Raw genomic sequence first — 21,672 nt, 5'->3', positions numbered from 1 at the left:
AGTGCGACGCAACGGAAAGCTTCACATTATTAGTGAAGCTGGGTTTATTAATATCTTTTTGTAAGAATTACTGTAACAAGCAAAAAGGTATAATTATAAAGCAGCCTGTGAGTGCGGATTGTTAACGGAATCAATTATATTATTTTCTGTGCCGTCATTAATAAAAAAGAGGTATTGAGAGGACATGCTAATTAAGACCGAAAATGCGGCAATCATAGATATCCAGTCAGTTTGATCATTATATTTTGCAAGTGGGGTATTTATAAATTTATCAGCAATAACAGCCACAATAATCCCAATAATCATAAGCAACCAAAATGATTTGTTTTTTTGCATACCTGCAAAGATTTTTGCCACTATGTAAATAATGCTAAATGTGATTGCGAAAATCAAAATGCTAAGGCCGGCACTTAACAGAATTATATATAAAGAGTCGATAAATGAAAACCCATTTGGTACCAGCAAATGTGGCTCAACTGCCGTTAATATATGAGGAGATACTACTGCAGTATTTGAAAAAACAGAAATAAGAAAGCCTGCTAAAATAAAACGCGTCAAAGAATTTTTTTTCATGGATTATCTTTTTACTTAAATCTTTTACATTAACGTAAAACTACTAAATTCAGGTATTTTGATTGATAAATACTTTTAGAAGCAGCGAATAATAATAAAAAAAACCCACTGCGCGTTGCAATGGGTTGTATTTTAAGATAAAAAATTTTATTAATATCTGTAATGCTCAGGTTTAAAAGGACCTTCTTTTGTTATACCCAAATATGCTGACTGTTCATCAGTTAATTCATCTAATTGCACACCAATTTTGGAAAGATGCAAACGTGCTACTTTCTCATCAAGATGCTTGGGTAATACATACACTTTGTTTTCATAACTGCCGTGATTAGTCCACAACTCTATCTGGGCAAGAGTTTGATTGGTAAATGAATTGCTCATAACAAATGAAGGGTGACCTGTTGCGCAACCAAGATTAACCAATCGGCCCTCTGCAAGAATGATTATATCTTTTCCATCAACATTATAAATATCAACCTGTGGCTTGATAGTATCTTTTGTCTGGCCGTAGTTGTTATTTAACCATGCGATATCGATTTCAATATCAAAATGGCCAATATTGCAAACAATTGCTTTGTCTTTCATAGCGCGAAAGTGTTTTTCAGTGATCAGATCACGACATCCAGAGGCTGTAACAATTATGTCTGCTTCTTTTACTGCGTCTATCATTTTCTTTACTTCAAAACCATCCATTGCTGCCTGTAAAGCGCAAATTGGATCAATTTCCGTAACAATAACACGACAGCCCGCACCAGCTAATGAGGCTGCGGAACCTTTGCCTACATCACCATAACCACCTACAACCGCAACTTTACCGGCAAGCATTACATCTGTTGCGCGTCGAATAGCATCAACTAGTGATTCTTTACAACCATATTTATTATCAAACTTGGATTTCGTAACAGAATCATTAACATTAATTGCCGGGATGGGTAAAGTACCCTTTTCCATGCGCTCGTATAATCTATGTACACCTGTTGTTGTTTCTTCACTCAAGCCCTTAATGTGCTGGATCAGCTCTGGATATTTATCAAAAACTATGTTGGTTAGATCACCCCCATCATCAAGTATCATATTTAAAGGATGGCCTGTATTACCAAAAAACAAAGTCTGTTCTATGCACCAGTCTGCTTCTTCCAGTGACTGCCCTTTCCATGCAAACACGCCGATCCCTGCGGCGGCAATGGCAGCAGCAGCATGATCTTGTGTAGAAAATATATTGCAGGAACTCCAACGTACTTCTGCACCAAGCGCAACCAAAGTTTCAATTAAAACGGCAGTTTGAATAGTCATATGTAGGCAACCTGCAATGCGTGCACCTTTCAACGGTTGCAATGCACCGTATTCGGCGCGTAGCGCCATAAGACCTGGCATTTCTGCTTCTGCTAAACGAATTTCTTTACGGCCCCAATCGGCAAGGCTTAGGTCCTTCACTTTGTAAGGAAGGCTCAGATCGATTTTTTCTGCTACAGTTGACATGATAATTAATTTGAATGGCAAAGATAAAGTTGCAGGATAAAATAATAGATATTTAATTAAGTTTGGAATAAATCTCCATATTAATTTTATTTCAAAGAATAAAATACCTGTTTATGTTAGAAAAAAATATGAAAAAAGAACAATTACCCACTACTTCTTTAATATTGGATTCAAAAGATATTTCTATACTCCGCATTCTACAACAGAATGCAAAGGCTACTGTAAAAGAAATATCACAAAAAATTCATTTAAGCACCACGCCTGTTCATGAACGTATTAAACGTATGGAGGAGCATGGAGTTATTAAGCAGTATGCCACATTAGTAGATTATGCCAAAATAAAAAAGGGCTTGATGGTTATCTGTTACGTATCCCTAAAGCAACACAACAAGAATGCTGGTGCAAAGTTTATAAAATCAGTACAAGAAATGAATGAAATAATTGAATGTTATAACATTTCCGGAGAGTTTGATTTTATGCTGAAAGTCGTAATAGAAAACATGGATGCATATTATGATTTTCATGTAAATAAACTAAGCCAAAGTGAGAATATAGGCCATGTTCAAAGTGTGTTTGTAATGGGTATAATAAAACAAACGCATGTATTAATAAACTGATTTTTAACCAATAAAAATCAGTTAACACATATTTTATAAGCAAATACCTTCTCATAAAATTACAGTATAAAAAAATAATAAGTAATAATAGTGAATTTAATTTTCAACAATTATTTATAATTCTTTTTCAGTAATAAGTAAAATTTAAGGCAAATAGCACTTGTGTCTTAAATAGAAGTTATGTAATTGTTTCTGAGAACATAAGAAAAAAATAGAGTGATAAATATTTCTAAAAGTTTTTTATAATGGCTGTGTTTTTTCAAAATAAATAACTTATGTTTGCGTTCATGAGAACAGAGTAATGGGCTAATAAGTTTGATTCTGGTTTCAGGTTAATAATCCGTAATTCCCAGTACTCTACTGAAAATTATTCTTTTTGCTTCGCTTGTATGTTTTCGCGTAACACATGAATAATTTATTTAGTTATTTGAATTTTAAAACAAATTCCAATGCTATCATTTTCCTAATTTGGCACCTATGAATTTTTTAATGTTCTAAACTAATTAGGAAAATGAGAAAAGGATTTTTCTCGCTTGGGAGTAATCTTTAAAATTACAATATAAGATATGCAAATCACATATCTTTGAAATTCGTATCCCGTAAAAACCATAATAAAAACTCAAATCTATGGAAGTAAACCTTTTACAAAAACAAAATGGGGTGCATGAATCTCTTCTGCATATTCATTTAGAGACATCCTATCCTGAGCGAAAGCGATCAATTGAAGAATCACTTCAACAAAAAAAATTGCAAGTTATGTTGAAGCGAATTTTTGACATAGTTGCTTCATCATTACTCATTCTCTTCTTTTCTCCAATCCTCATTACTGTAGCTTTAATCATCAAATTAACCTCCAAGGGACCTGTTCTTTATTCTAATGAACGTGTTGGCTATAGAGGTATTAATTTCAGATGCTTCAAATTTCGGTCTATGGTATCAGATCAAAGTACCCGAAAATCTGATTATGAAATAGCATTGGCAGGACAAGAGAAGGGCATTCTTCACAAAGTAAAAAATGATACACGTATTACCTGGATCGGGAAGATTATTCGTAAAACCAGCATTGATGAGCTTCCGCAGTTATTTAATGTACTTATCGGGGATATGAGTATTATTGGTCCAAGGCCACTTGTTCCCTTTATGCTTAAGCATTTACCGGAATTTAAAGAAGTACGTTGCCTGGTTCGTCCGGGTATAACAGGCCTTTGGCAAATTCGCGATAGAATAAATAACACAAGTGCCGAATTCATGATTGAACATGATACTGAGTATATCGAAAATTATAGCCTTATAATGGACGCTAAAATATTGCTCAAAACACCAATAGTTGTAATTACCGGCGAAGGGGCGTATTAAATTATGCCGGTATAAAATTTTTATATTAAAAAAACGTTTATAATTACACGCTTGCCCATTCGGACAAGCGTGTTTATTTTTACATTCATATCTTATCTAACTAACCACTTATGATTAAAGCTGACTTTGTAATTGTTGGTTCCGGTCTTACAGGAAGCACTATTGGAAGAATCCTTGCAGATAATAACCAAGATGTTATTATTCTTGATCGCAAAGAGCACATAGCAGGAAATGTTTACGACTATAAGCATGAAAGCGGTGCAATGATACATAAGTATGGCCCGCATTATTTTCGTTGCGGCTCCGATAAAATATGGAATTTTGTAAATCGTTTTTCGGATTTCTACAATTGGAGCTCTGTGTTAATGTCAAGGGTAAATGGCGAATATCTCAATTGGCCAGTTCAGCAATCTTATATTGAAAAAATTGCTGGTAAAGAATGGAATCTGTTTACTGGAGAACCTAAAAATTTTGAAGAAGCATGTCTTGCTAAAATGCCAAGAGAATTGTATGAACTGTTTATCAAAGGTTATACTGAGAAGCAATGGGGCGTTAAATGTGTTGATCTGGATAAGGAATTGGCAACACGAATAACAATCAATAAATCAAATGTTACCACACTTACACCTAATCATAAATGGAATGCATTACCAAGAAATGGCTACACTGAAATGGTGCGTAATATGATTGGAGAAATCCCTGTTGAGCTAAATTTTGATTATCTGCATAACAGAGACAAAATTGTAGCTAACAAACTTTTAATTTTTACAGGACCTGTGGATGAGTTCTTTGGTTATAGTTATGGTAAATTAAAATACAGGGGTCAAAACAGGAAAGTAGAGCACTTACCTGATTTAGAGCAACATCAGCCTTATATACAGGTAAATTATCCAAATGCTGATGAACCAAGGATTCGCACTATAGAATGGAAGCATCTCATGCATGAAGATGATAAGAAAAAAGTAAAAGGCACTTTACTCACACATGAAACACCTTTTACGCCGGATAGCCCTCATCAATATGAATATCCATTCCCTGATAAGATCAATAAAGCTTTATATGAAAAATACAGGCAGGCAGCAGAAGAACTTAAAGATGTGTTGATTTGTGGTCGTTTGGGTGAATACAGGTATTATGATATGGATCAGGCTATTGGAAGAGCTATGAATTTTGCAACAGAAATAATGCAGAAATACAATATAACAGAAGGTATAAAAGAAACAGCCGCATAGTTTGAACATAATTATATTATTTAGACCGCCTTCTATGGTGGTCTTTTTATTTATGAGCCCAGCATTAGCAACATTCCTCATCGTTCATTGCGTCGCACACTTGTACAACAGCAAATAATTCAACAAAAAAACCTGTTCAATTTTTTTGAACAGGCTTTTTATTTTTTATGAATGAAATTTTATTCTTCTAATGCCATTATCTTTTCAAACAATTGCTCATATTCCTTTTCAGCTGTTTGTATTTTTTGCATAACATTTTTATGATCAGTTTCCAACTGGTGAAATCTTTTTACATCGGCATATATATCGGGCTTCCCAAGATCAGATTCAATATTAGCTTTGGTTGTATTTAGCTTATTAATATCTTCTTCCAGTTTACTAAATTGTTTTTGCAACTTCTGTAACTCTTTCTTTTGATCACGGTCAGTATTATTACTACTAATTGCCTGTTTATTATGCACAGGTTGTGACTGAATTTTTAAAACAGGTGTTTCTTTTATCTCTTCTTTTTGTTTTTCGCTTTCGGCTTTTTGTTTGGCTAGGCGCTCTTTCCAATCTACATATTCATTATACGGACCATTGAAAACTTTTATTTCATGATCAACTATTTCCCAGATTGTATTAGCCGTTTTGGATATAAAAAATCTATCGTGACTGACCAATATAGAAGTGCCTTCATACTTATTCAAAGCTTCTGCTAATAACTCGACGCTATGCATATCAAGGTGGTTCGTAGGCTCGTCAAGCATTAAAAAATTCCCCTTACCTGTTATTACTTTAGCCAGTGCAACTCTAGCTTTTTCGCCACCGCTTAATATTTTTATTTTCTTATCAACATCATCCCCGCTGAAAAGAAAACAGCCCATTAAAGCACGCAATTCCATTTCTGTTTTTCCACTGCCGCATTCTTTCATTTCATCAAGAATAGTGTTGTTGATATTTAATGCTTCTAACTGGTGTTGTGCATAAAAGCTTTCATCAACATTGTGCCCCCAAATCCTTTCGCCATCAAATGTTTCCGTTCCTGCAATCATTCTAAGTAAGGTAGATTTCCCTTTGCCATTTGCGCCGATCAATGCAATTTTATCACCACGGTTTATTTCTGCTTCTGCATTTTCAACAATAGTAAGATCGCCGAATTTTTTGGTAGCATCTTTTATCGTTGCAATTATTTTACCTGGTTGTTTATCTACTTTAAAATTGATACGCAAATTTGGTCTTTCCAATTCTACCTGTTCAACTCTTTCCAGTTTGTCAAGTTTCTTCATTATACTCTGTGCCATTGCTGCTTTACTGGCTTTAGCTCTAAAACGTTCAACCAATCGCTCATTTTGTCTTATATAATCCTGTTGGTTTTCATAAGCACGTTGCTGCATTTCTATACGCGTTGCTTTTTCTGTTTCGTAGTAATCATAATTGCCGGTATATAAATGCAGTTCCTGCTGGTAAACTTCAGCAATCTTATTTACCATGCGGTTAAGGAAAAATTTATCATGGCTTACAATAACTACACTGCCTTTATAATGCTGTAAATATTTTTCGAGCCATTCGATAGAAGGAAGGTCAAGGTGATTGGTAGGTTCATCGAGCAACAAGACATCTGGTTGTTGTAGAATCATTTTTGCAAGTAAAACACGCATGCGCCATCCACCGCTGAATTCTTTATATGGTCTTAATAATGAATTATTCTCAAAACCAAGACCCTGTAATACTTCTTCCGTTTTATGATGAATTTTGTACCCGCCCAATACGTCCATTTCATGCAGCTTATCAGAATATTCGTGCAATAATGCTTCATCTTCCGGGCCATCACCGGTAAAAGAAGGAAGTTCCATTTTTTTGCCGAGTAATTCTATCTCTTTCTCTAACTGTTTTACTCTTTCAAATGCACCCATAGCCACTTCAAGAATAGAATCGTTGGTATCAAAACTCAGCAAATCCTGATGCAAATAACCAATGGTTGTATCCCGGCTTTTTTCTACGCTGCCGCCACTGGGTAGGTATTCACCAACCAATAGTTTGAGTATAGTGGATTTACCCGTACCATTATAGCCAATCAATCCCACACGATCTCCTGGTAGAATATGCCAGGTAGCATTTTCTATAATAACTCTTGCACCAAATTCAAACGTAACATTATTCAACCCGATGAGCATAGCTTTAAAAAATTGAAGCGCAAAAGTAGGCAATAGTTGAGAAGTTAAATAAGTGAATAGCCGATGAATTGAGAAGTTAAGGTATTTGCATTGTCATTATTTGTAACATTTGAGGCACATTGACGACAAATGGAAAGAAACCTGAAGAGTGCGACGCAACAAAAGTTCAAGCAGGGATATATTGCCAGGTTCAAAAAAGAAAAAATTAATATAAATAGGCAGGTTTTTCATTTCAGGTAATTCTATTTAAGAAAACTTTGGACAGAATGATTTTGAAAGCTTTAATAGAATGTTATTTTTGCTGCCATTAAACTCAACTAAATGGGCTGGATCATTTTTATTCTCGGTACGATAGGATGGCATATTGGACTATATGGTATGTTTAAGAAATCGGGCATTGATCCGGTAAAAGCTTTTATTCCATTTTACAATACATGGCTGATCGTTGAAAAATGCGGTATCAGTAAAACCTGGTTCTGGTTGCAATTGATTCCTATTGCAGGTCAGTTCATAACAATCTGGATCATCATCATTTACACCATGCATTTTGGCAAATTTGGTGTTGGCGCTCATGCAGCCGCTGTGTTTCTGCCTTTTATTTACCTGCCTTATCTTGGATTTTCAAAAGATGTTCGCTGGGGTGGTGAAAAGGTTATGAAGATGTACAAGAAATCTGCTGCCCGTGAATGGGTTGATGCCGCTGTATTTGCTGTAGTTGCTGCAACACTCATACGAACTTTTATTTTTGAAGCCTACACCATTCCTACAGGCAGTATGGAACGCACTCTGCTGGTGAATGATTTCCTTTTTGTAAATAAATTGAGCTATGGGCCAAGATTGCCACAAACTCCAATAAGTTTTCCTTTTGTGCACAATACTTTACCAGCATTACCTACAACACCATCTTACCTAAAATGGATTCAGGTTCCTTATACAAGACTACTGGGCTTTGTTGATGTAAAGCGCAATGATGTTGTAGTATTTAATTTTCCTGCCGGAGATACAATCATTAACCTGGAGAATTACGGATCAAAAAATCCATACTACGATGTGTTGAGAAAAGATTTTAATGGTAATCGCGATCAGCTGATGGCCCAGTTTGGCGATCATATATTGGTACATCCAATGGATAAAACAGATAATTATATTAAACGTTGTGTGGGTGTGCCCGGCGATGTAATAGAAGTGCGTAATGGCGTGTTGTATGTGAACAATGAAAAAGCTTTTGTGGCGCCTGACTCTCAAACTGACTATCAGGTAGAAACAAGCGGAACGCCTTTTACACAGGAGTTTTTAGAAGACGACCTCGGTTACCAGTTTGTAACAGAAGATGGCAAAACATATGAGAAAAATGGCGATTATGGAGAACTTTCCCAAACTATATCTGTAATGAACATGACACCTGATAATCTGGAGAAAGTCAAAAAGCAACCAAATTTTAAATCGGTTAAAATGTATTTAGATACAGTTCCTAATCCGGCAGAAATTTTTCCTTTTGATAAAAATTTCCCATGGAGTGTAGATAGGTTTGGTCCGCTGCATATCCCTAAGAAAGGTGAGACTGTTACGCTTAGTGCAAACAATATAAACCTGTACCAAAGATTGATAACTGTGTATGAGCATAACACATTCGAGAATCAAAATGGCAAATTCATCATCAATGGAAAAGAAGCAACTACTTACACTTTTAAATTAAATTACTACTGGATGATGGGTGACAACCGCCACCGAAGCCAGGACAGCCGTTTCTGGGGCTTTGTTCCGGAAACACATATTGTAGGTAAAGCTTCATTGATATGGTTTAGCTACAATGACGGGCCGCGCTGGAACAGGTTCTTTAAATCTATAAAATAATATTTCAGTTATACCGTAAAAGTCTTCATTGCAAAAGCATTGAAGACTTTTTGCTTTGTAAATTGCGTAATATGAAAAAGCAACAATCTTCTTTTTATTACAAGGTTTATGATTCCGCAGAAACATTACCGGATGCAGATGCCGTCTTACTTAAGATGGCAAAAGATGCAACCGCAAATGCGTATGCACCTTATTCTCATTTTCATGTGGGTGCTGCTGCACAACTGAGCAATGGCTCATTTATAAAAGGCACCAACCAGGAAAATGCAAGCTATCCCGTAGGTATTTGTGCAGAACGTGTATTGCTTTCGGCAGTTGCGTCGCAACATCCAGGCGTGTCTGTAGAAACAATGGCTATCAGTTACGATAACCGTAATGGTGAAAGTACCCAACCTGTTGCGCCCTGTGGTATGTGCAGGCAGGCGCTTGTTGAATTTGAATCACGCCAGCAACATACAATACGTTTGATACTTGGTGGCATGCAGGGCAAGGTGTATGTTATTGAACAGGCAAATGCCTTGCTGCCATTGAGTTTTGGCGGCGAAAATCTTAAATAAGAAAGTGGTTTATGATTTTTTTTTAGGCCCGGCTTTTGAACTTCTATTATACTTTACTTGCGTCGCACGCTTCTACGTTCTTTTCTATATTCAGCATTTACAATCGTAACTTTAAGTATATAAAACACCACTTATGAAACGCTTTCAATGGATAGTACTGACAGTAACTTTGTATGCTATTTTTTTTCAGGTTACTCCTTTTACAGGTATTTCTGAAACAGTAATATGGTTCATGTTTTTTCTTTCTCCTTTTCTTGTAATATGGATGGGTTATAATATTATGAAACATGGCAAACCTTCTCAACATTCATTTGATGAATACTTCTATGATGATTGGGATTACCAGCGCAATGGGAAAGAAGAATTATAATTGCAACCAGCTAAGGAAACCTAAAGCCATCCAGGAATAAATCAATTTTAGTGCTTTTATCTGAACCCAGTTCACCATCTTTATACACGTACATAAAACCAATAAAATTTCCATCTGTCCACGATTTTATTTTCCACTCTGCACCATCCTTATCTTTCCAGTAATCAATTACACCGGTTGCTTTCTCATTTGAACGCATCGTATGGCCTTTACCATACCCGGCAGATTCAGTGATATTAAATTGTTGCTTTAGATAGTCAAGATATTGCAGCATCAATCCTTCCGGATCTTGTACAGGCAAAACGGCATCATTGTATTGTACGCAGATAAGGCCATAATGGATATTATCTGCATTACATTCCATAGTGTATATCGCTGAAGAATCTTCTGAATATGATTTTACTGCATTACCGGGATCGCAAAAGAAATAAGCCTTACATCCGGAATTGCCTATATCATATTTTTTTAGCGACTGTGCATTTACAAAACAACTGTAGCAGCAAAATATTATTGTAGCTAACAATACTTTCATAGTAATAATAATTTTATTCCTGCTGCAATCTAATTTTTTTCGGGCGACAATAATACCACCTGGTGGGTATAAATGTATATGTGTTCAAATAACAAAGCCCTCAAAATGGCAAGGGCAGTATTTCTGGCATGGTTTTGTAACTATGCTAAGTTAATCAAAGTTGTTAAGTTATGAAAGCATGTATTATTAAATTGTATTGTTTAGACGAAACAGAAGATTCAACTGTAAGAGTTAATGCAAACAATATTTCAACTATCCGGCGCATGAATTATAATGATGTTGTGCAAACCATGATCATGATGGTTGGCGGTGAACGTTTTGGGGTAATCGAAACTCCGGAAGAAATATTGGAAATGATCGAAAAAGAAAATACAAAAGAACCTGTTTACAATTAAATAGCGGGTTTACAGAAATGGCGCATCAAACGATGCGCCTTTTTTATTTAAGAACCATATATTTTTCTTTGCGTATAACTTTGTAAAAAACATTGTATGCCTCAATTTCTTATTTTAGCCGATGATTACAAAGACCCGGATGCACTAAGCAGAAGAATGTCTGTTCGTAAAGATCATTTAATGAGAATGCGCATTGAGAAAGCTGCAGGCAGATTTATTGTTGGCGGCGCTAAGCTAAATGAACAGGGCAATATGCACGGTTCTATGCTGGTGGTACAATTAGAAAATGAAGATGCTGTAAAAAATTGGATAAATGAAGATCCTTATATACAAGGAAAAGTGTGGGAACATGTGGAAATACTTCCCTTTCGTATTGCAGAGGTATAAACTAAAAATAAGTAGCTTTTTTATTTTGCTGCATATAGAACAGAAAGTACAAGGGAGTGACACAACTTAGGCATTATAGCAGCAACACAGCCTGTAACATAAACTCTATAAAGGAATACCAAGATTAATATAAGGCAATAATTTCCTTGACTGATCGCAATACATGGCGCTTATTTCCAAAGGCCCCAAAACAAAATTATAACCAAGGGATAAACTGTAACCCGTTAGTAAAGTTGAATTACTAAAGCTTTTATTGCTGCCAACAAAATTATAATAAGCGCCATTGGCTTTTGCCAGAACAAATAAACTATTATACATCTGATATCGGAGGCCAAACTGTAAAGCAGCTACACTGCTTGAATTTACGCTGCCTTCATTAAGGCCTGCAAAAGTTATTTGGTTACGAAATGTGTTTGTAAGGCCACCGATAAAATAATTATTGAGGATACTTTCCTGCTGGTTAAAATTAATACCCGCCTGTATTAACGTGCTGAAGGTATATTTTTTAGATATTGGATAATAATGTTCATAAGACAATTTCGTTCTGATAAAATTATTAAAGTTAAAGCCAAGTGAATCAAGATTGGTAATAGGATTACCCTGTAAAAAGAATTCAACATCTGGTCTTTGAGAATAAACATAACCGGCCTCAATATCGATCCTGGAGCCGCGTTTGGGATATACTGCATTGCTAAGCGTATTTAACCGCAGTTCTATATAAGAGTTCAGTAAATTGTTTCTTCCACGAAATTCAAACTTGGATGTTATTTGTGGCTTGTATCCAAATGCTTCGAAACGTGTGCCGATACCCATTGCATATTTTCTGGCAATATTCCATGAACTGCTTACATTGGCAAGAAAATAATCCTGCCTGTATAACCCGTCTTTTGCAAAATCAGTGTAGGTGTTAAATGCAAGTCTTTCTGCCTGTACCTGTGCTTTTACAGAAAGCGATTTAAACTTACCAAAGAACTGCAGGTGTTCTGCTTTCATGCGCAGGTTCTCGCCAAGATTAACGGATACATAACTTCTGGAATAAGAAGTAAAAAAATCTCTTGTAGTAATATTGGCAATAACACCTATGCCCGTAAAACTATTATAGTTTATACCAAGCTTTGCAAACGTCAATGGGTTTTCTTCTGCATCAAAAATTATCTTACAACTGCTATCAGGCTGTTGTTCCAGAGAATAAATTATTTTATTGTAATAGCGTGTGCCAAATGCTTTCCTGATGCCTGCAGATAGTTGCTGTGCCGTGTACCATTTATTGTTTTCAAATTGTGTACGATGAAGAAAAAAACTTTCGGTTGTATTATGTAAGCCCTTTATTTCATAAGCAGTGATCTTTACAGAATCTACCTGTGGTAAAACTACTGTGGTATTTTTCTCTGCTCCATATATCGCATCTAAAGAATCTCTCAGCCTTGTGAGCTTTGGATAAATACTATCACCTTTTGAAAAACCTTCTTTCATAATAGCATCAGAAGAAGAAAAGCTACCCATATTAAAATCATCAAGATTGTGCTTTATGTAAATATCACAAAGCTTGTTTTCCCTTACCGCATCTTCATCTTCCCTGAAGAAAGCCACCTGCAGCAATACCTGGAAAACATTGGTTATCTTTTCTTTTGGCAACAGTCCGCCTGCTACATTGCTCCCAATAACAATATCAGCGCCCATTTCTTTTGCGTCTCTTACAGGAAAATTGCGCACAATGCCGCCGTCTACAAATTTTCTTCCATTATAATCAACCGCGGTAAACACAGACGGAATAGCCATGCTGGAGCGCACTGCAGAAACTATTTCACCAGAATCAAGTACTACACCTTCGCCACTGGCTACATCAGTGGCAACACATTTAAACTGCCTTGGAAATTTGCTAAAGTCTTTAATGTTGTAAACAGGAAAAAAATATTCGCTCAATCTAAGCCAGAGTTCTTCTGATTCAAGCACACCACTTGGCAACCGAAAACCATTATTTACCCAGGGAAGTTCCACTGCGTATTTGCTGTATTCCTCCTTCTCTTCAATGCTTAATGAGCGTAAAGATGCAGCGTTACTCAGTAGCAGGTCCCAGTCCATTGCATTTGCTATTTTCTGAATGCTATCGGCTGTATATCCACTCGCATATAAAGCGCCAATGATGCTGCCTATACTGGTACCTGTAACGTAATCAACTTTTAAACCAGCCGAGTCTATTGCTTTTAAGATACCAATATGCGCAATACCTTTGGCGCCACCGCCACTCAGTGTAAGACCTATCCTTGGCCGCTGTGCATACAAAATAGAAAGGGAATGTATAAATACAATAAGGATCAGTAGCCGCTTCATTAACTGTAAATAAACGAATCATTAGTTAATAGAAAATTATTTTTTTGGTACAGGCTATAGAATAAATGGCAGCCCCTCTTGTGTCACTCACTGCAGGGGTTCCGAAAACTGACCGAACTGCAGTTTACGAAAGCAGTTTTACTACTATTTATTCTGTTTGCATCTTTCCCAAAACCTGTAATATTGCTTATGCCTAGACAATTGATAACAAATATCGGCTGCCTTGCCAATGTACGTTCCAAAACAAAATTATTGCGTGGCGCAGCACTTGCTGAACTGCCTGTAATAAATAATGCCTTTCTGCTAATTGAAGACGGTATTATTAGCGAATATGGAACCATGCAGCAACTCGAAACCACAAGCGATAAACTAAAAACAATAAACCTTCAAGCATACAACGCAAATGGCGCTACTATTCTTCCCTGTTGGTGCGATAGTCATACACATCTCATTTTTGCAGCCAGCCGTGAAGAAGAATTCGTAGATAAAATAAAAGGAAAAACTTATGCAGAGATAGCTGCAAAAGGCGGCGGCATTTTAAACTCGGCTCGTAACCTTAATGCAACGCCGGAAAATGGATTGTATGAAAAAGCTTTATTGCGTTTGCAGGAATTAATTAAGCTCGGTACAGGTGCTATTGAGATAAAAAGCGGTTATGGATTAACAGTAGAAGCAGAATTAAAAATGCTGCGCGTAATAAAGCGTTTAAAAGAATCAGTGAGTATTCCTGTGAAAGCAACATTTCTTGGCGCACATGCTTATCCTGAAAAATACAAAGAAGATCATGAAGGTTATATTCAACTCATCATTAATGAGATGCTTCCCAATATTGCGGCAGAAGAACTTGCCGATTATATTGATGTGTTTTGTGAACAGGGTTTTTTTTCTGTTGATGACATGATACGTATTTGTGAAGCAGGCGCTAAATATGGATTAAGACCTAAACTGCATGTAAATCAGTTAAACAGTATTGGCGGTATAGAAGCTGGTATAAAACTCGGCGCAATTTCGTTGGATCATCTGGAAACAATGAATGATGCTGAAATAAATGCATTAGCTGATAGCAACACCATCGGCACATTATTGCCCACTGCCGCATTCTTTCTTCGCATGCAATACCAGCCTGCAAGGCAATTGATAGATAATGGCTGTGCTATTGCATTGGCAACAGATTTTAATCCGGGATCATCACCAAGCGGTAATATGAATTTTGTTGTTTCGCTGAGTTGTATACAAATGAAAATGTTGCCCGAAGAAGCTATAAATGCAGCAACTATCAATGCAGCACATGCAATGGAAGTACAACAGGAAACAGGAAGTATAACCATTGGTAAAAAAGCAAACCTGATTTTTACAAAACCAGTTTCATCCATTGCTTACCTGCCTTATTCTTTCGGTTCTGATATGATTGATAAAGTGATGATCAATGGAACATTTGTATAAAAGCCGCATAAAGTAAAACAGTACAAGAGTGCGACGCAACAGGTGATGACATAAAGTACAACAGCCGGTAACAAAATAATAAACTTATAAGCACAGCAGATTATGCATATTTCTTCAGAACTTGTTTTGATCATTATTGCTTCGGTGGTTGTAGTGTCTTATCTTTTCTCAATTGCTTCTAATTATATAAAAATTCCTTCCGTACTCTTGTTGCTGGCAACTGGAATTATAGTACGTGTCATCGCAGTTCAACAGCATTGGGCACTTCCTTTACCCGAGCAGCTTACGGAAATGCTTGGCGCCGTTGGTTTGATAATGATAGTGCTGGAAGCCGGCCTGGATCTTAAACTTGGAAGAGAGAAAATCCCGCTTATACGAAATTCGTTTCTTGCCGCATTGTTCATTTTTATTTTATCGCTTGCCGGTATTGGTGCTGCATTGTATTATGTATTGCATGAACCCTTACTGAACTGCATCGTATATGCTATTCCACTTTCCATCATGAGCAGTTCTATTGTTATACCAAGCCTGCACCAGCTTACACAGGCGAAGAAAGAATTTCTTATTTATGAAGCTTCCTTCTCTGATATCATTGGTATATTGGTATTCAACTATTTTATCGGTGAAAAAATTCTTACACTTATCTCAGTGGGTGCATTCTTCCTTAACATTATTATATCGGTAATGCTTTCTTTACTTTTTTCCGTATTATTATTTCTTATTCTTACAAAAGCAAAAACAACCGTAAAATTCTTCCTGATCTTTGCCTTATTGATCATTCTTTATGAGGGTGGCAAAATGATGGGTCTTCCATCGCTCATTATTATTTTGGTCTTTGGTTTGCTGATGAATAACTGGCACCTCGTAAATATTCCCCGTATTGCCAATATGTTCCCTAAAGAAAAGGTAGAAGAAACTACACATCTGCTGCATTCACTTACTGCTGAAAGCTCTTTTCTGATCCGCACTTTTTTCTTTATACTCTTTGGTTTTTCCATAGACCTGAATTTGATTGCTTCTTCTGAAGTTATCATGATCGGTAGCGGGATAGTGGTGGTATTGCTTATTACCCGTTTCTTTTACCTGCGCTTCTTTTTAAGAGAAAGTGTATACCCGGAAGTGGTGTTCATTCCGCGTGGTTTGATAACTATTTTGTTATTTTATAAAATTCCTGCTACATTAGAACTGAAGAACTTTAACGATGGCATTTTATTCTTTGTTATTCTTGTTACCAGCCTTATTATGATGATGGGCATGTTCTTCTATAAAAAAAGAGATAAAGACATTGTATCTGACGAATTATTAATCAACTAAAAAACGTTTGCCATGCAGCATTTTAAAATATATAACAGGCAGGACCTGCTTTCCCTTACACGCCTCCGAAGATTTGAAACCAAACTGGGAGAACGTTTGCAGGTAGTAAATAATATAAACGATATTGACAGGTCACTCAACGAATCAACTGCAAAATTTGTAATCATCGGTGTACCTGAAGATATAGGTGTTAAAGCAAATCTTGGCCTTGGAGGAGCAGATACGGCCTGGATACCTTTTCTGCAGGCTTTCTTAAATATTCAAAGCAATGATTTTTTGCCCGGCGACGATATATTGTTGCTCGGGCATTTTGATTTTAGTGATATGTGTCTTGTGATTGAAGAGAACGCCGGCAGCCATGAAGAAAAAATAGAAGCATACCGCCATGCAGGTCACGCTATTGATGATGAAGTGGAGCATGTGGTGAAACTTATAACAGCGCATAAAAAAATCCCCATTGTTATTGGTGGTGGACACAACAATGCGTATGGTTGCATAAAAGGTGCAGCAAAAGGTCTGTATAAAGCCGGTATAATTCCACTGGCACAGATCAATGCCATTAATCTGGATGCGCATGCCGATTATCGTCCACTGGAAGGAAGACATAGCGGTAATGGTTTCCGCTATGCAGATGAAGATGGATATCTTGAAAAGTATTGCGTAATTGGTTTACACGAAAATTATATTCCACAAAATTGCTGGATAGATATTGTGAACGATCCTTTCATCGATGTGATTACCTATGAAGATATTTTTCTCCACGAAAAAAGAAATTTTATACAGGCAATTGCCCACGCCACGGGCTTTACAGAAGATTCTTACTGCGGTCTCGAACTTGATCTTGATAGTATTCAACATACACTCAGCAGTGCAGCCACACCTGTTGGCATTACCGCATTACATGCAAGGCAATATGTAAGTTTTGCCGCCAGCGATACAAAAGTTGCTTATCTCCATATCTGCGAAGGCGCAAGCCGTTTAAGCGATGGAAGATCAGATAACAGCACCGGGAAACTCATCAGTTATCTTGTCAGCGATTTTGTAAAAGCAGTTGATGTATTGGAGTAGTTTTATGTACCAAGCATTAGTATTTCAATTAAGCTTCGTTGCGTCGCACACTTGTGCTCAAACAAGAAAGGCAACCAGGAGAAAGAAGGCTACTATAAAAATTTTTTATTGTTCATTGCCCACTGTCTATTGTTCATTAAAGCTCCGAACGCACAAGTGAGTGACACAACAGGCGATGCTATGAAATATTTTAGCCTGTAAAGAAAAGTTTATGCAACAACAGAATTTACTGTAGATAAAATAGTGTTCATGTCAAATGGTTTGGCTATAAAAGCATCTGCTTTGCATTCCCTTGCCATCATTTCCAATTGGGTATTGGCAGACATTAATACAACAGGTACATGACTGCATTCCTTCTTTATTTGTTTGCAGATATCAAGACCGCTTTTGCCAATAAGATTAATATCTATAAGATAAACTTCCGGGCACGGTTCGTCTAAAAGATCAAGATCGTTTCCGTTAAAGTCCGCTATTACTTTGTAACCTTTTCTTTTAAAAAAAATATTTAAGATGTTGAGTATATCAACATCATCTTCTATAATGTGGATCATTCTGTTCATTGCCTTTGTTTGAGTAATAAAGCGGTTAGCAATTTTTTAGGCTATTTAATTAAAAATCAACATAAACCGTACCGTTTATTAGCTAATACAAAATGCAGGAAAGGCAGCAGAAATGGGCAATTAATTACTCCTTTGATGTAATGTTCAAAGGATATAAGGCAAATATGTTTTGGTAGCAGGTAATCGTATTGAATTAAATTTTGGTTGCGTTGCAGTTTTGTATGTAATGCTTTTGCTGCAAAAACAATCCTCAACCGCTTTGCTACACAATTAATAAAGGCTAAACCACCTATTGCAAAAAACCTATTCTACCAATAACAATGCAGCTAAGTTTACGCACTTATACTAAGATTGAGTAATCATTTACTCATTACACCAGTTTTATAAGGCTAAAAATTGCTGGCACAATATTTAAGCATTAGTATTTAAAGTTTATATGAAAACATTAGGAATAATACTGATTGTTGTTGGCATACTGATGTTCGTTTTTACCAATATCAACTTTACTACAGAGAAAAAGGTGGTTGATCTTGGACCAGTAGAAATAAATAAGAAAGAAGATAAGTCTATAGCATGGCCGGTATGGGCAGGTGGTGTTGCCGTTATTGCGGGTGTGGTATTAATAATAGCAGATAAGAGAAAAGCATCATAAGAGATAGTTTGTGCTAATCATTCCTGAAGAGTAATACCAATAAAATAAGTTCTCAATACCGTTGTTAAGCCACGATGGATTATGAAAACCCGGCAGGTGTAAAAACCTGCTTTTTTGTGCCGTATTGACGATGTTTCAATTAAACACCTGTTGCCTTGCACACTTATGCTGCTTATCGAACAAGGGTATACAAAAACAAATGCATTTGTATCTGGTATAAAAAAACTTATCTCATTCATGAATACAATGCACAAGAGTGCGACGCAACGAAGATGCCATGAAAAACTTTTGCCAGGCTCATAATACTTTCTTCATTTCTTACGCTGCATGATGTAAGTAACCAAATTCCGTAATGTGTCAATCTTTCCATAATCGGCTTCTGGCGTTTCAATACCAAAATGCTCGTCTAATGCAACAACGAATTGCAACCCATCAAAAGAATCAATTTCGAGTGTGTGTCTTATATCATCATCTGGTTGCAGTTTTTCGGGTTCTGTATCTGGCGCAATTTTTTTCAGCAACTGAAAAATGGTTTGTCTTATTTCCTGTTCGTTCATAAAATCTCCGGTTTTTGCAAATGATTTTTTACTGCCATTAAGAAACGGCTACCCGTTGCCCCATCTGTTGCACGGTGATCGGCGGATAAAGTGATATTTATTACGGGCCTTACATCCAGCATACCCATCTCTGCCCAGGGCTCTTCGGTAATACTTCCAAAACCAACAATGGCAACCTGTGGCGGATAAATAACACCATATACAGTTTCTACATTGCCTTCTCCAAGGTTTGTAACAGTAATAGTAGATTCACTTAGCTCAGAACTGCGCAACTTCATTGCTCTTGCCCTTGGGATAATATCATTCAGCGCTGCCATTAGTTCATCTATTGTTTTTTTATCAGCATTATGAATAGCAGGTATCATTACGCCGCCGCCCCGCAATGAAACAACAAAGCCAATATTGATATCTTGTTTTTGTTGCAAACCATTTTCCCAGTAGCCATTCAGATCAGGAATTTCTACAAGTGCTTTTGCAACCGCTTTCAACAATAATATAACCGGCAGTAAACGTTGTTTTACGGTTCGTTGTTTATTGGTCTCTGTTAACCAGGTCAACGCCTTGCGCATATCCACCTTTGTCTCTAAATAATAATGGGGTATTTCGCGGTTGGATTTACTCATAGCCGCAGCAACCGCCATGCGGATATTTTCTGTTGTAGTAATTTTCTTTTCTGCTGCGGGGGCCATTTTTTCTATGATGGCTTTCTCCACGTCTTCTTTTGTAATAGCGCCGTCTTCTCCTGTACCTTTTATTGTATTTAACTCAATGCCTTTTTCAGCTGCAATTCTTTTTGCTAATGGGGATGCTTTGATAAATTGAGGAGTTGCCACAACACTTATTTTTTCTGTTGCTTTTTTTTCTTCAATTTTTGAAGTTGGCTTTATTGCCTCTTTCTTTGTTAAGTCTTCTTTGCCAGACTCAATCAAGGCCATTACAGTTCCCACCGGTACTTTTTCATTTTCTTTGATCACCAGTTCACTAATGGTGCCTTCATCAAACACTTCAATATCTATCAAACCTTTTTGTGTATCCACCACCGCAATAATATCTCCACGCTTTACTGTATCGCCGGGCTTTACCAGCCACTCCGCCAAAGTGCCTGCTTCCATATCAGCGCCAAGGCTGGGCATTTTAAACTCAATCATGCTGTAACATTTTCTTTACCTTATTAACAATGTCTGCCTGCTGTGGTATGGATGCATCTTCTAAATGTTTGGGATAGGGGATTGGCACCTCAACGCCTCCAAGCCTTTGCACAGGTGCATCTAATTCGTAAAAAATATTTTCCATAATTCTTGCGCTGACTTCTGATGATACATTTACTGAAGCCCATGCTTCTTCCACCAGCAATGCCCGGTGCGTTTTCTTTACTGAGTTAAAAATGGTTGCTTCATCAAGCGGACGCAATACCCTCAAATCAACTACTTCTGCATCTATGCCCATTGTTGCCAATTCACTGGCTGCACCCAATGCTTTATAAACGGCGGCTCCGTACGTGATGATAGAAATGTCTTTCCCTTCACGCCGCACTTTTGCCTTTGTAATATCTACCGCACCTGCATTTGCAGCAATCTCCGCTTCCTTGTTTAACAGGTAAGTGTATTCAAAAATGATGACCGGGTCAGGATCTTGTAATGCAGTCAGCAACATACCCCTTGCGTCTTCATGTGTTCCTGCCGATAGTACTTTTAATCCGGCAATATGTGTATATAGTGGTTCCCAACTGTGGGAATGTTGTGCTGCTAATTGTCTTCCAATTCCACAACTCATTCTTATCACTACAGGCACATTCATTTGCCCGCCTGACATGTGAAGTAACGTGGCAGCATTGTTAACGATCTGGTCCATTGCCAGCAAACTAAAATTTACTGTCATCACTTCCACAATAGGGCGCATACCGTTTAAAGCAGCGCCTATGCCTGCACCAACAAAACCCGATTCTGATAAAGGCACATCCATAATGCGTTCCGGGCCAAACTCCTGCAGTAATCCTTTACTTACAGCAAAAGATCCGCCATAGCGGCCCACATCTTCACCCATCAAAAAAACGCTTTCATCTTTCTGCATAGCTTCGCGTATGGCTTGTTTCAAAGCTTCCCGGTAGGTGAGTTTTATGACGTTGTTATTGCTCATTTATTTTTCTCTTTATCAGATCAACTGCATTACTGCTATAAAGCTTCTGTTGTGTCACTCACTTGTACGTTCCGTAATACTATTCAGCGAAGAGAAACATCTACAC

Annotated in this window: 21 protein-coding genes; 12 read left to right on the top strand and 9 right to left on the bottom strand. The window is 37.0% G+C overall.

Annotated features, from left to right (window positions below):
* Window positions 1–93: 93 nt before the first annotated feature.
* Together FRZ67_RS02765 and ahcY are read right to left on the bottom strand one after the other, a co-directional pair.
* Window positions 94–573, bottom strand: a complete 480-nt coding sequence (locus tag FRZ67_RS02765; RefSeq protein ID WP_147188079.1) for a hypothetical protein — start codon at window positions 571–573, stop codon at window positions 94–96.
* A gap of 150 nt (window positions 574–723) precedes the next feature.
* The gene (gene ahcY, locus FRZ67_RS02760; protein ID WP_147188078.1) at window positions 724–2,049 is read right to left on the bottom strand and encodes an adenosylhomocysteinase; all 1,326 of its coding nucleotides are present in this window, start codon (window positions 2,047–2,049) and stop codon (window positions 724–726) included.
* A gap of 113 nt (window positions 2,050–2,162) precedes the next feature.
* Between ahcY and FRZ67_RS02755 the strand changes: the two genes are divergently transcribed.
* The 3 genes from FRZ67_RS02755 to FRZ67_RS02745 all read left to right on the top strand — a co-directional run bounded on the left by FRZ67_RS02755 (window position 2,163) and on the right by FRZ67_RS02745 (window position 5,254).
* Window positions 2,163–2,666 (top strand): Lrp/AsnC family transcriptional regulator, encoded by a 504-nt coding sequence (locus FRZ67_RS02755; protein WP_225975486.1) that lies wholly within the window; start codon window positions 2,163–2,165, stop codon window positions 2,664–2,666.
* A 627-nt stretch (window positions 2,667–3,293) separates the two neighbouring features.
* Entirely contained in the window at window positions 3,294–4,022 is a 729-nt protein-coding gene (locus FRZ67_RS02750; protein WP_225975485.1) for a sugar transferase, read from the top strand.
* Window positions 4,023–4,132: 110 nt separating this feature from the next.
* The gene (locus FRZ67_RS02745; protein ID WP_147188077.1) at window positions 4,133–5,254 is read left to right on the top strand and encodes a UDP-galactopyranose mutase; all 1,122 of its coding nucleotides are present in this window, start codon (window positions 4,133–4,135) and stop codon (window positions 5,252–5,254) included.
* Window positions 5,255–5,433: 179 nt separating this feature from the next.
* On the opposite strand, the gene FRZ67_RS02740 is transcribed toward FRZ67_RS02745, so the two are convergent.
* On the bottom strand, window positions 5,434–7,410 hold the full coding sequence (locus FRZ67_RS02740) for an ABC-F family ATP-binding cassette domain-containing protein (protein WP_147188076.1): 1,977 nt from the start codon (window positions 7,408–7,410) through the stop codon (window positions 5,434–5,436).
* A 321-nt stretch (window positions 7,411–7,731) separates the two neighbouring features.
* Between FRZ67_RS02740 and lepB the strand changes: the two genes are divergently transcribed.
* The 3 genes from lepB to FRZ67_RS02725 all read left to right on the top strand — a co-directional run bounded on the left by lepB (window position 7,732) and on the right by FRZ67_RS02725 (window position 10,191).
* Window positions 7,732–9,264 carry a signal peptidase I gene (gene lepB, locus FRZ67_RS02735; protein WP_147188075.1) on the top strand — a complete coding sequence of 511 codons (1,533 nt, stop codon included), beginning with the start codon at window positions 7,732–7,734 and terminating at the stop codon, window positions 9,262–9,264.
* Window positions 9,265–9,335: 71 nt separating this feature from the next.
* The gene (locus FRZ67_RS02730) at window positions 9,336–9,821 is read left to right on the top strand and encodes a cytidine deaminase (protein WP_147188074.1); all 486 of its coding nucleotides are present in this window, start codon (window positions 9,336–9,338) and stop codon (window positions 9,819–9,821) included.
* 133 nt (window positions 9,822–9,954) lie between these two features.
* On the top strand, window positions 9,955–10,191 hold the full coding sequence (locus FRZ67_RS02725) for a hypothetical protein (RefSeq protein WP_147188073.1): 237 nt from the start codon (window positions 9,955–9,957) through the stop codon (window positions 10,189–10,191).
* A gap of 10 nt (window positions 10,192–10,201) precedes the next feature.
* On the opposite strand, the gene FRZ67_RS02720 is transcribed toward FRZ67_RS02725, so the two are convergent.
* Window positions 10,202–10,723 (bottom strand): hypothetical protein, encoded by a 522-nt coding sequence (locus tag FRZ67_RS02720; RefSeq protein ID WP_147188072.1) that lies wholly within the window; start codon window positions 10,721–10,723, stop codon window positions 10,202–10,204.
* Between the two features lie 170 nt (window positions 10,724–10,893).
* Here FRZ67_RS02720 and FRZ67_RS02715 point away from each other — a divergent pair, with 170 nt between their 5' ends.
* Both FRZ67_RS02715 and FRZ67_RS02710 read left to right on the top strand, forming a co-directional pair.
* The gene (locus FRZ67_RS02715; RefSeq protein ID WP_147188071.1) at window positions 10,894–11,118 is read left to right on the top strand and encodes a hypothetical protein; all 225 of its coding nucleotides are present in this window, start codon (window positions 10,894–10,896) and stop codon (window positions 11,116–11,118) included.
* Window positions 11,119–11,214: 96 nt separating this feature from the next.
* Window positions 11,215–11,505, top strand: coding sequence for a YciI family protein (locus FRZ67_RS02710; protein WP_147188070.1), 291 nt, complete (start codon window positions 11,215–11,217; stop codon window positions 11,503–11,505).
* 105 nt (window positions 11,506–11,610) lie between these two features.
* Here FRZ67_RS02710 and FRZ67_RS02705 read toward each other — a convergent pair whose 3' ends face one another.
* Complete coding sequence (locus tag FRZ67_RS02705) at window positions 11,611–13,836, bottom strand: patatin-like phospholipase family protein (RefSeq protein WP_147188069.1); 2,226 nt, start codon at window positions 13,834–13,836, stop codon at window positions 11,611–11,613.
* A 189-nt stretch (window positions 13,837–14,025) separates the two neighbouring features.
* Here FRZ67_RS02705 and hutI point away from each other — a divergent pair, with 189 nt between their 5' ends.
* From hutI to FRZ67_RS02690, 3 genes are all read left to right on the top strand, one after another.
* Complete coding sequence (hutI, locus tag FRZ67_RS02700) at window positions 14,026–15,279, top strand: imidazolonepropionase (RefSeq protein ID WP_147188068.1); 1,254 nt, start codon at window positions 14,026–14,028, stop codon at window positions 15,277–15,279.
* 102 nt (window positions 15,280–15,381) lie between these two features.
* Window positions 15,382–16,593: a cation:proton antiporter domain-containing protein gene (locus FRZ67_RS02695; RefSeq protein ID WP_147188067.1), complete on the top strand. Its 1,212-nt coding sequence runs from the start codon at window positions 15,382–15,384 to the stop codon at window positions 16,591–16,593.
* Window positions 16,594–16,605: 12 nt separating this feature from the next.
* The gene (locus FRZ67_RS02690; RefSeq protein ID WP_147188066.1) at window positions 16,606–17,661 is read left to right on the top strand and encodes a formimidoylglutamase; all 1,056 of its coding nucleotides are present in this window, start codon (window positions 16,606–16,608) and stop codon (window positions 17,659–17,661) included.
* Between the two features lie 209 nt (window positions 17,662–17,870).
* Here FRZ67_RS02690 and FRZ67_RS02685 read toward each other — a convergent pair whose 3' ends face one another.
* On the bottom strand, window positions 17,871–18,221 hold the full coding sequence (locus FRZ67_RS02685; protein ID WP_147188065.1) for a response regulator transcription factor: 351 nt from the start codon (window positions 18,219–18,221) through the stop codon (window positions 17,871–17,873).
* 436 nt (window positions 18,222–18,657) lie between these two features.
* Here FRZ67_RS02685 and FRZ67_RS02680 point away from each other — a divergent pair, with 436 nt between their 5' ends.
* Window positions 18,658–18,873 carry a CD20-like domain-containing protein gene (locus FRZ67_RS02680; protein ID WP_147188064.1) on the top strand — a complete coding sequence of 72 codons (216 nt, stop codon included), beginning with the start codon at window positions 18,658–18,660 and terminating at the stop codon, window positions 18,871–18,873.
* A 311-nt stretch (window positions 18,874–19,184) separates the two neighbouring features.
* Here the strand turns inward: FRZ67_RS02680 and FRZ67_RS02675 are convergent, their stop codons facing one another.
* The 3 genes from FRZ67_RS02675 to FRZ67_RS02665 are packed head-to-tail and all read right to left on the bottom strand — an operon-like array spanning window position 19,185 to window position 21,566.
* Window positions 19,185–19,430: an acyl carrier protein gene (locus FRZ67_RS02675; protein ID WP_147188063.1), complete on the bottom strand. Its 246-nt coding sequence runs from the start codon at window positions 19,428–19,430 to the stop codon at window positions 19,185–19,187.
* Window positions 19,427–20,578 (bottom strand): dihydrolipoamide acetyltransferase family protein, encoded by a 1,152-nt coding sequence (locus FRZ67_RS02670; RefSeq protein ID WP_147188062.1) that lies wholly within the window; start codon window positions 20,576–20,578, stop codon window positions 19,427–19,429. The genes FRZ67_RS02675 and FRZ67_RS02670 overlap by 4 nt, the downstream gene beginning before the upstream one ends.
* Window positions 20,571–21,566: an alpha-ketoacid dehydrogenase subunit beta gene (locus FRZ67_RS02665; RefSeq protein WP_147188061.1), complete on the bottom strand. Its 996-nt coding sequence runs from the start codon at window positions 21,564–21,566 to the stop codon at window positions 20,571–20,573. Before FRZ67_RS02665 ends, FRZ67_RS02670 begins: the two co-directional genes overlap by 8 nt.
* Window positions 21,567–21,672 lie beyond the last annotated feature (106 nt).

Origin of the sequence: Panacibacter ginsenosidivorans, from assembly GCF_007971225.1 — a bacterium.
GTDB classification, from domain to species: Bacteria; Bacteroidota; Bacteroidia; order Chitinophagales; family Chitinophagaceae; genus Panacibacter; species Panacibacter ginsenosidivorans.
Note: the sequence above shows the minus strand (reverse complement) of the source record. Positions and strands in the feature narration are given on the sequence as shown.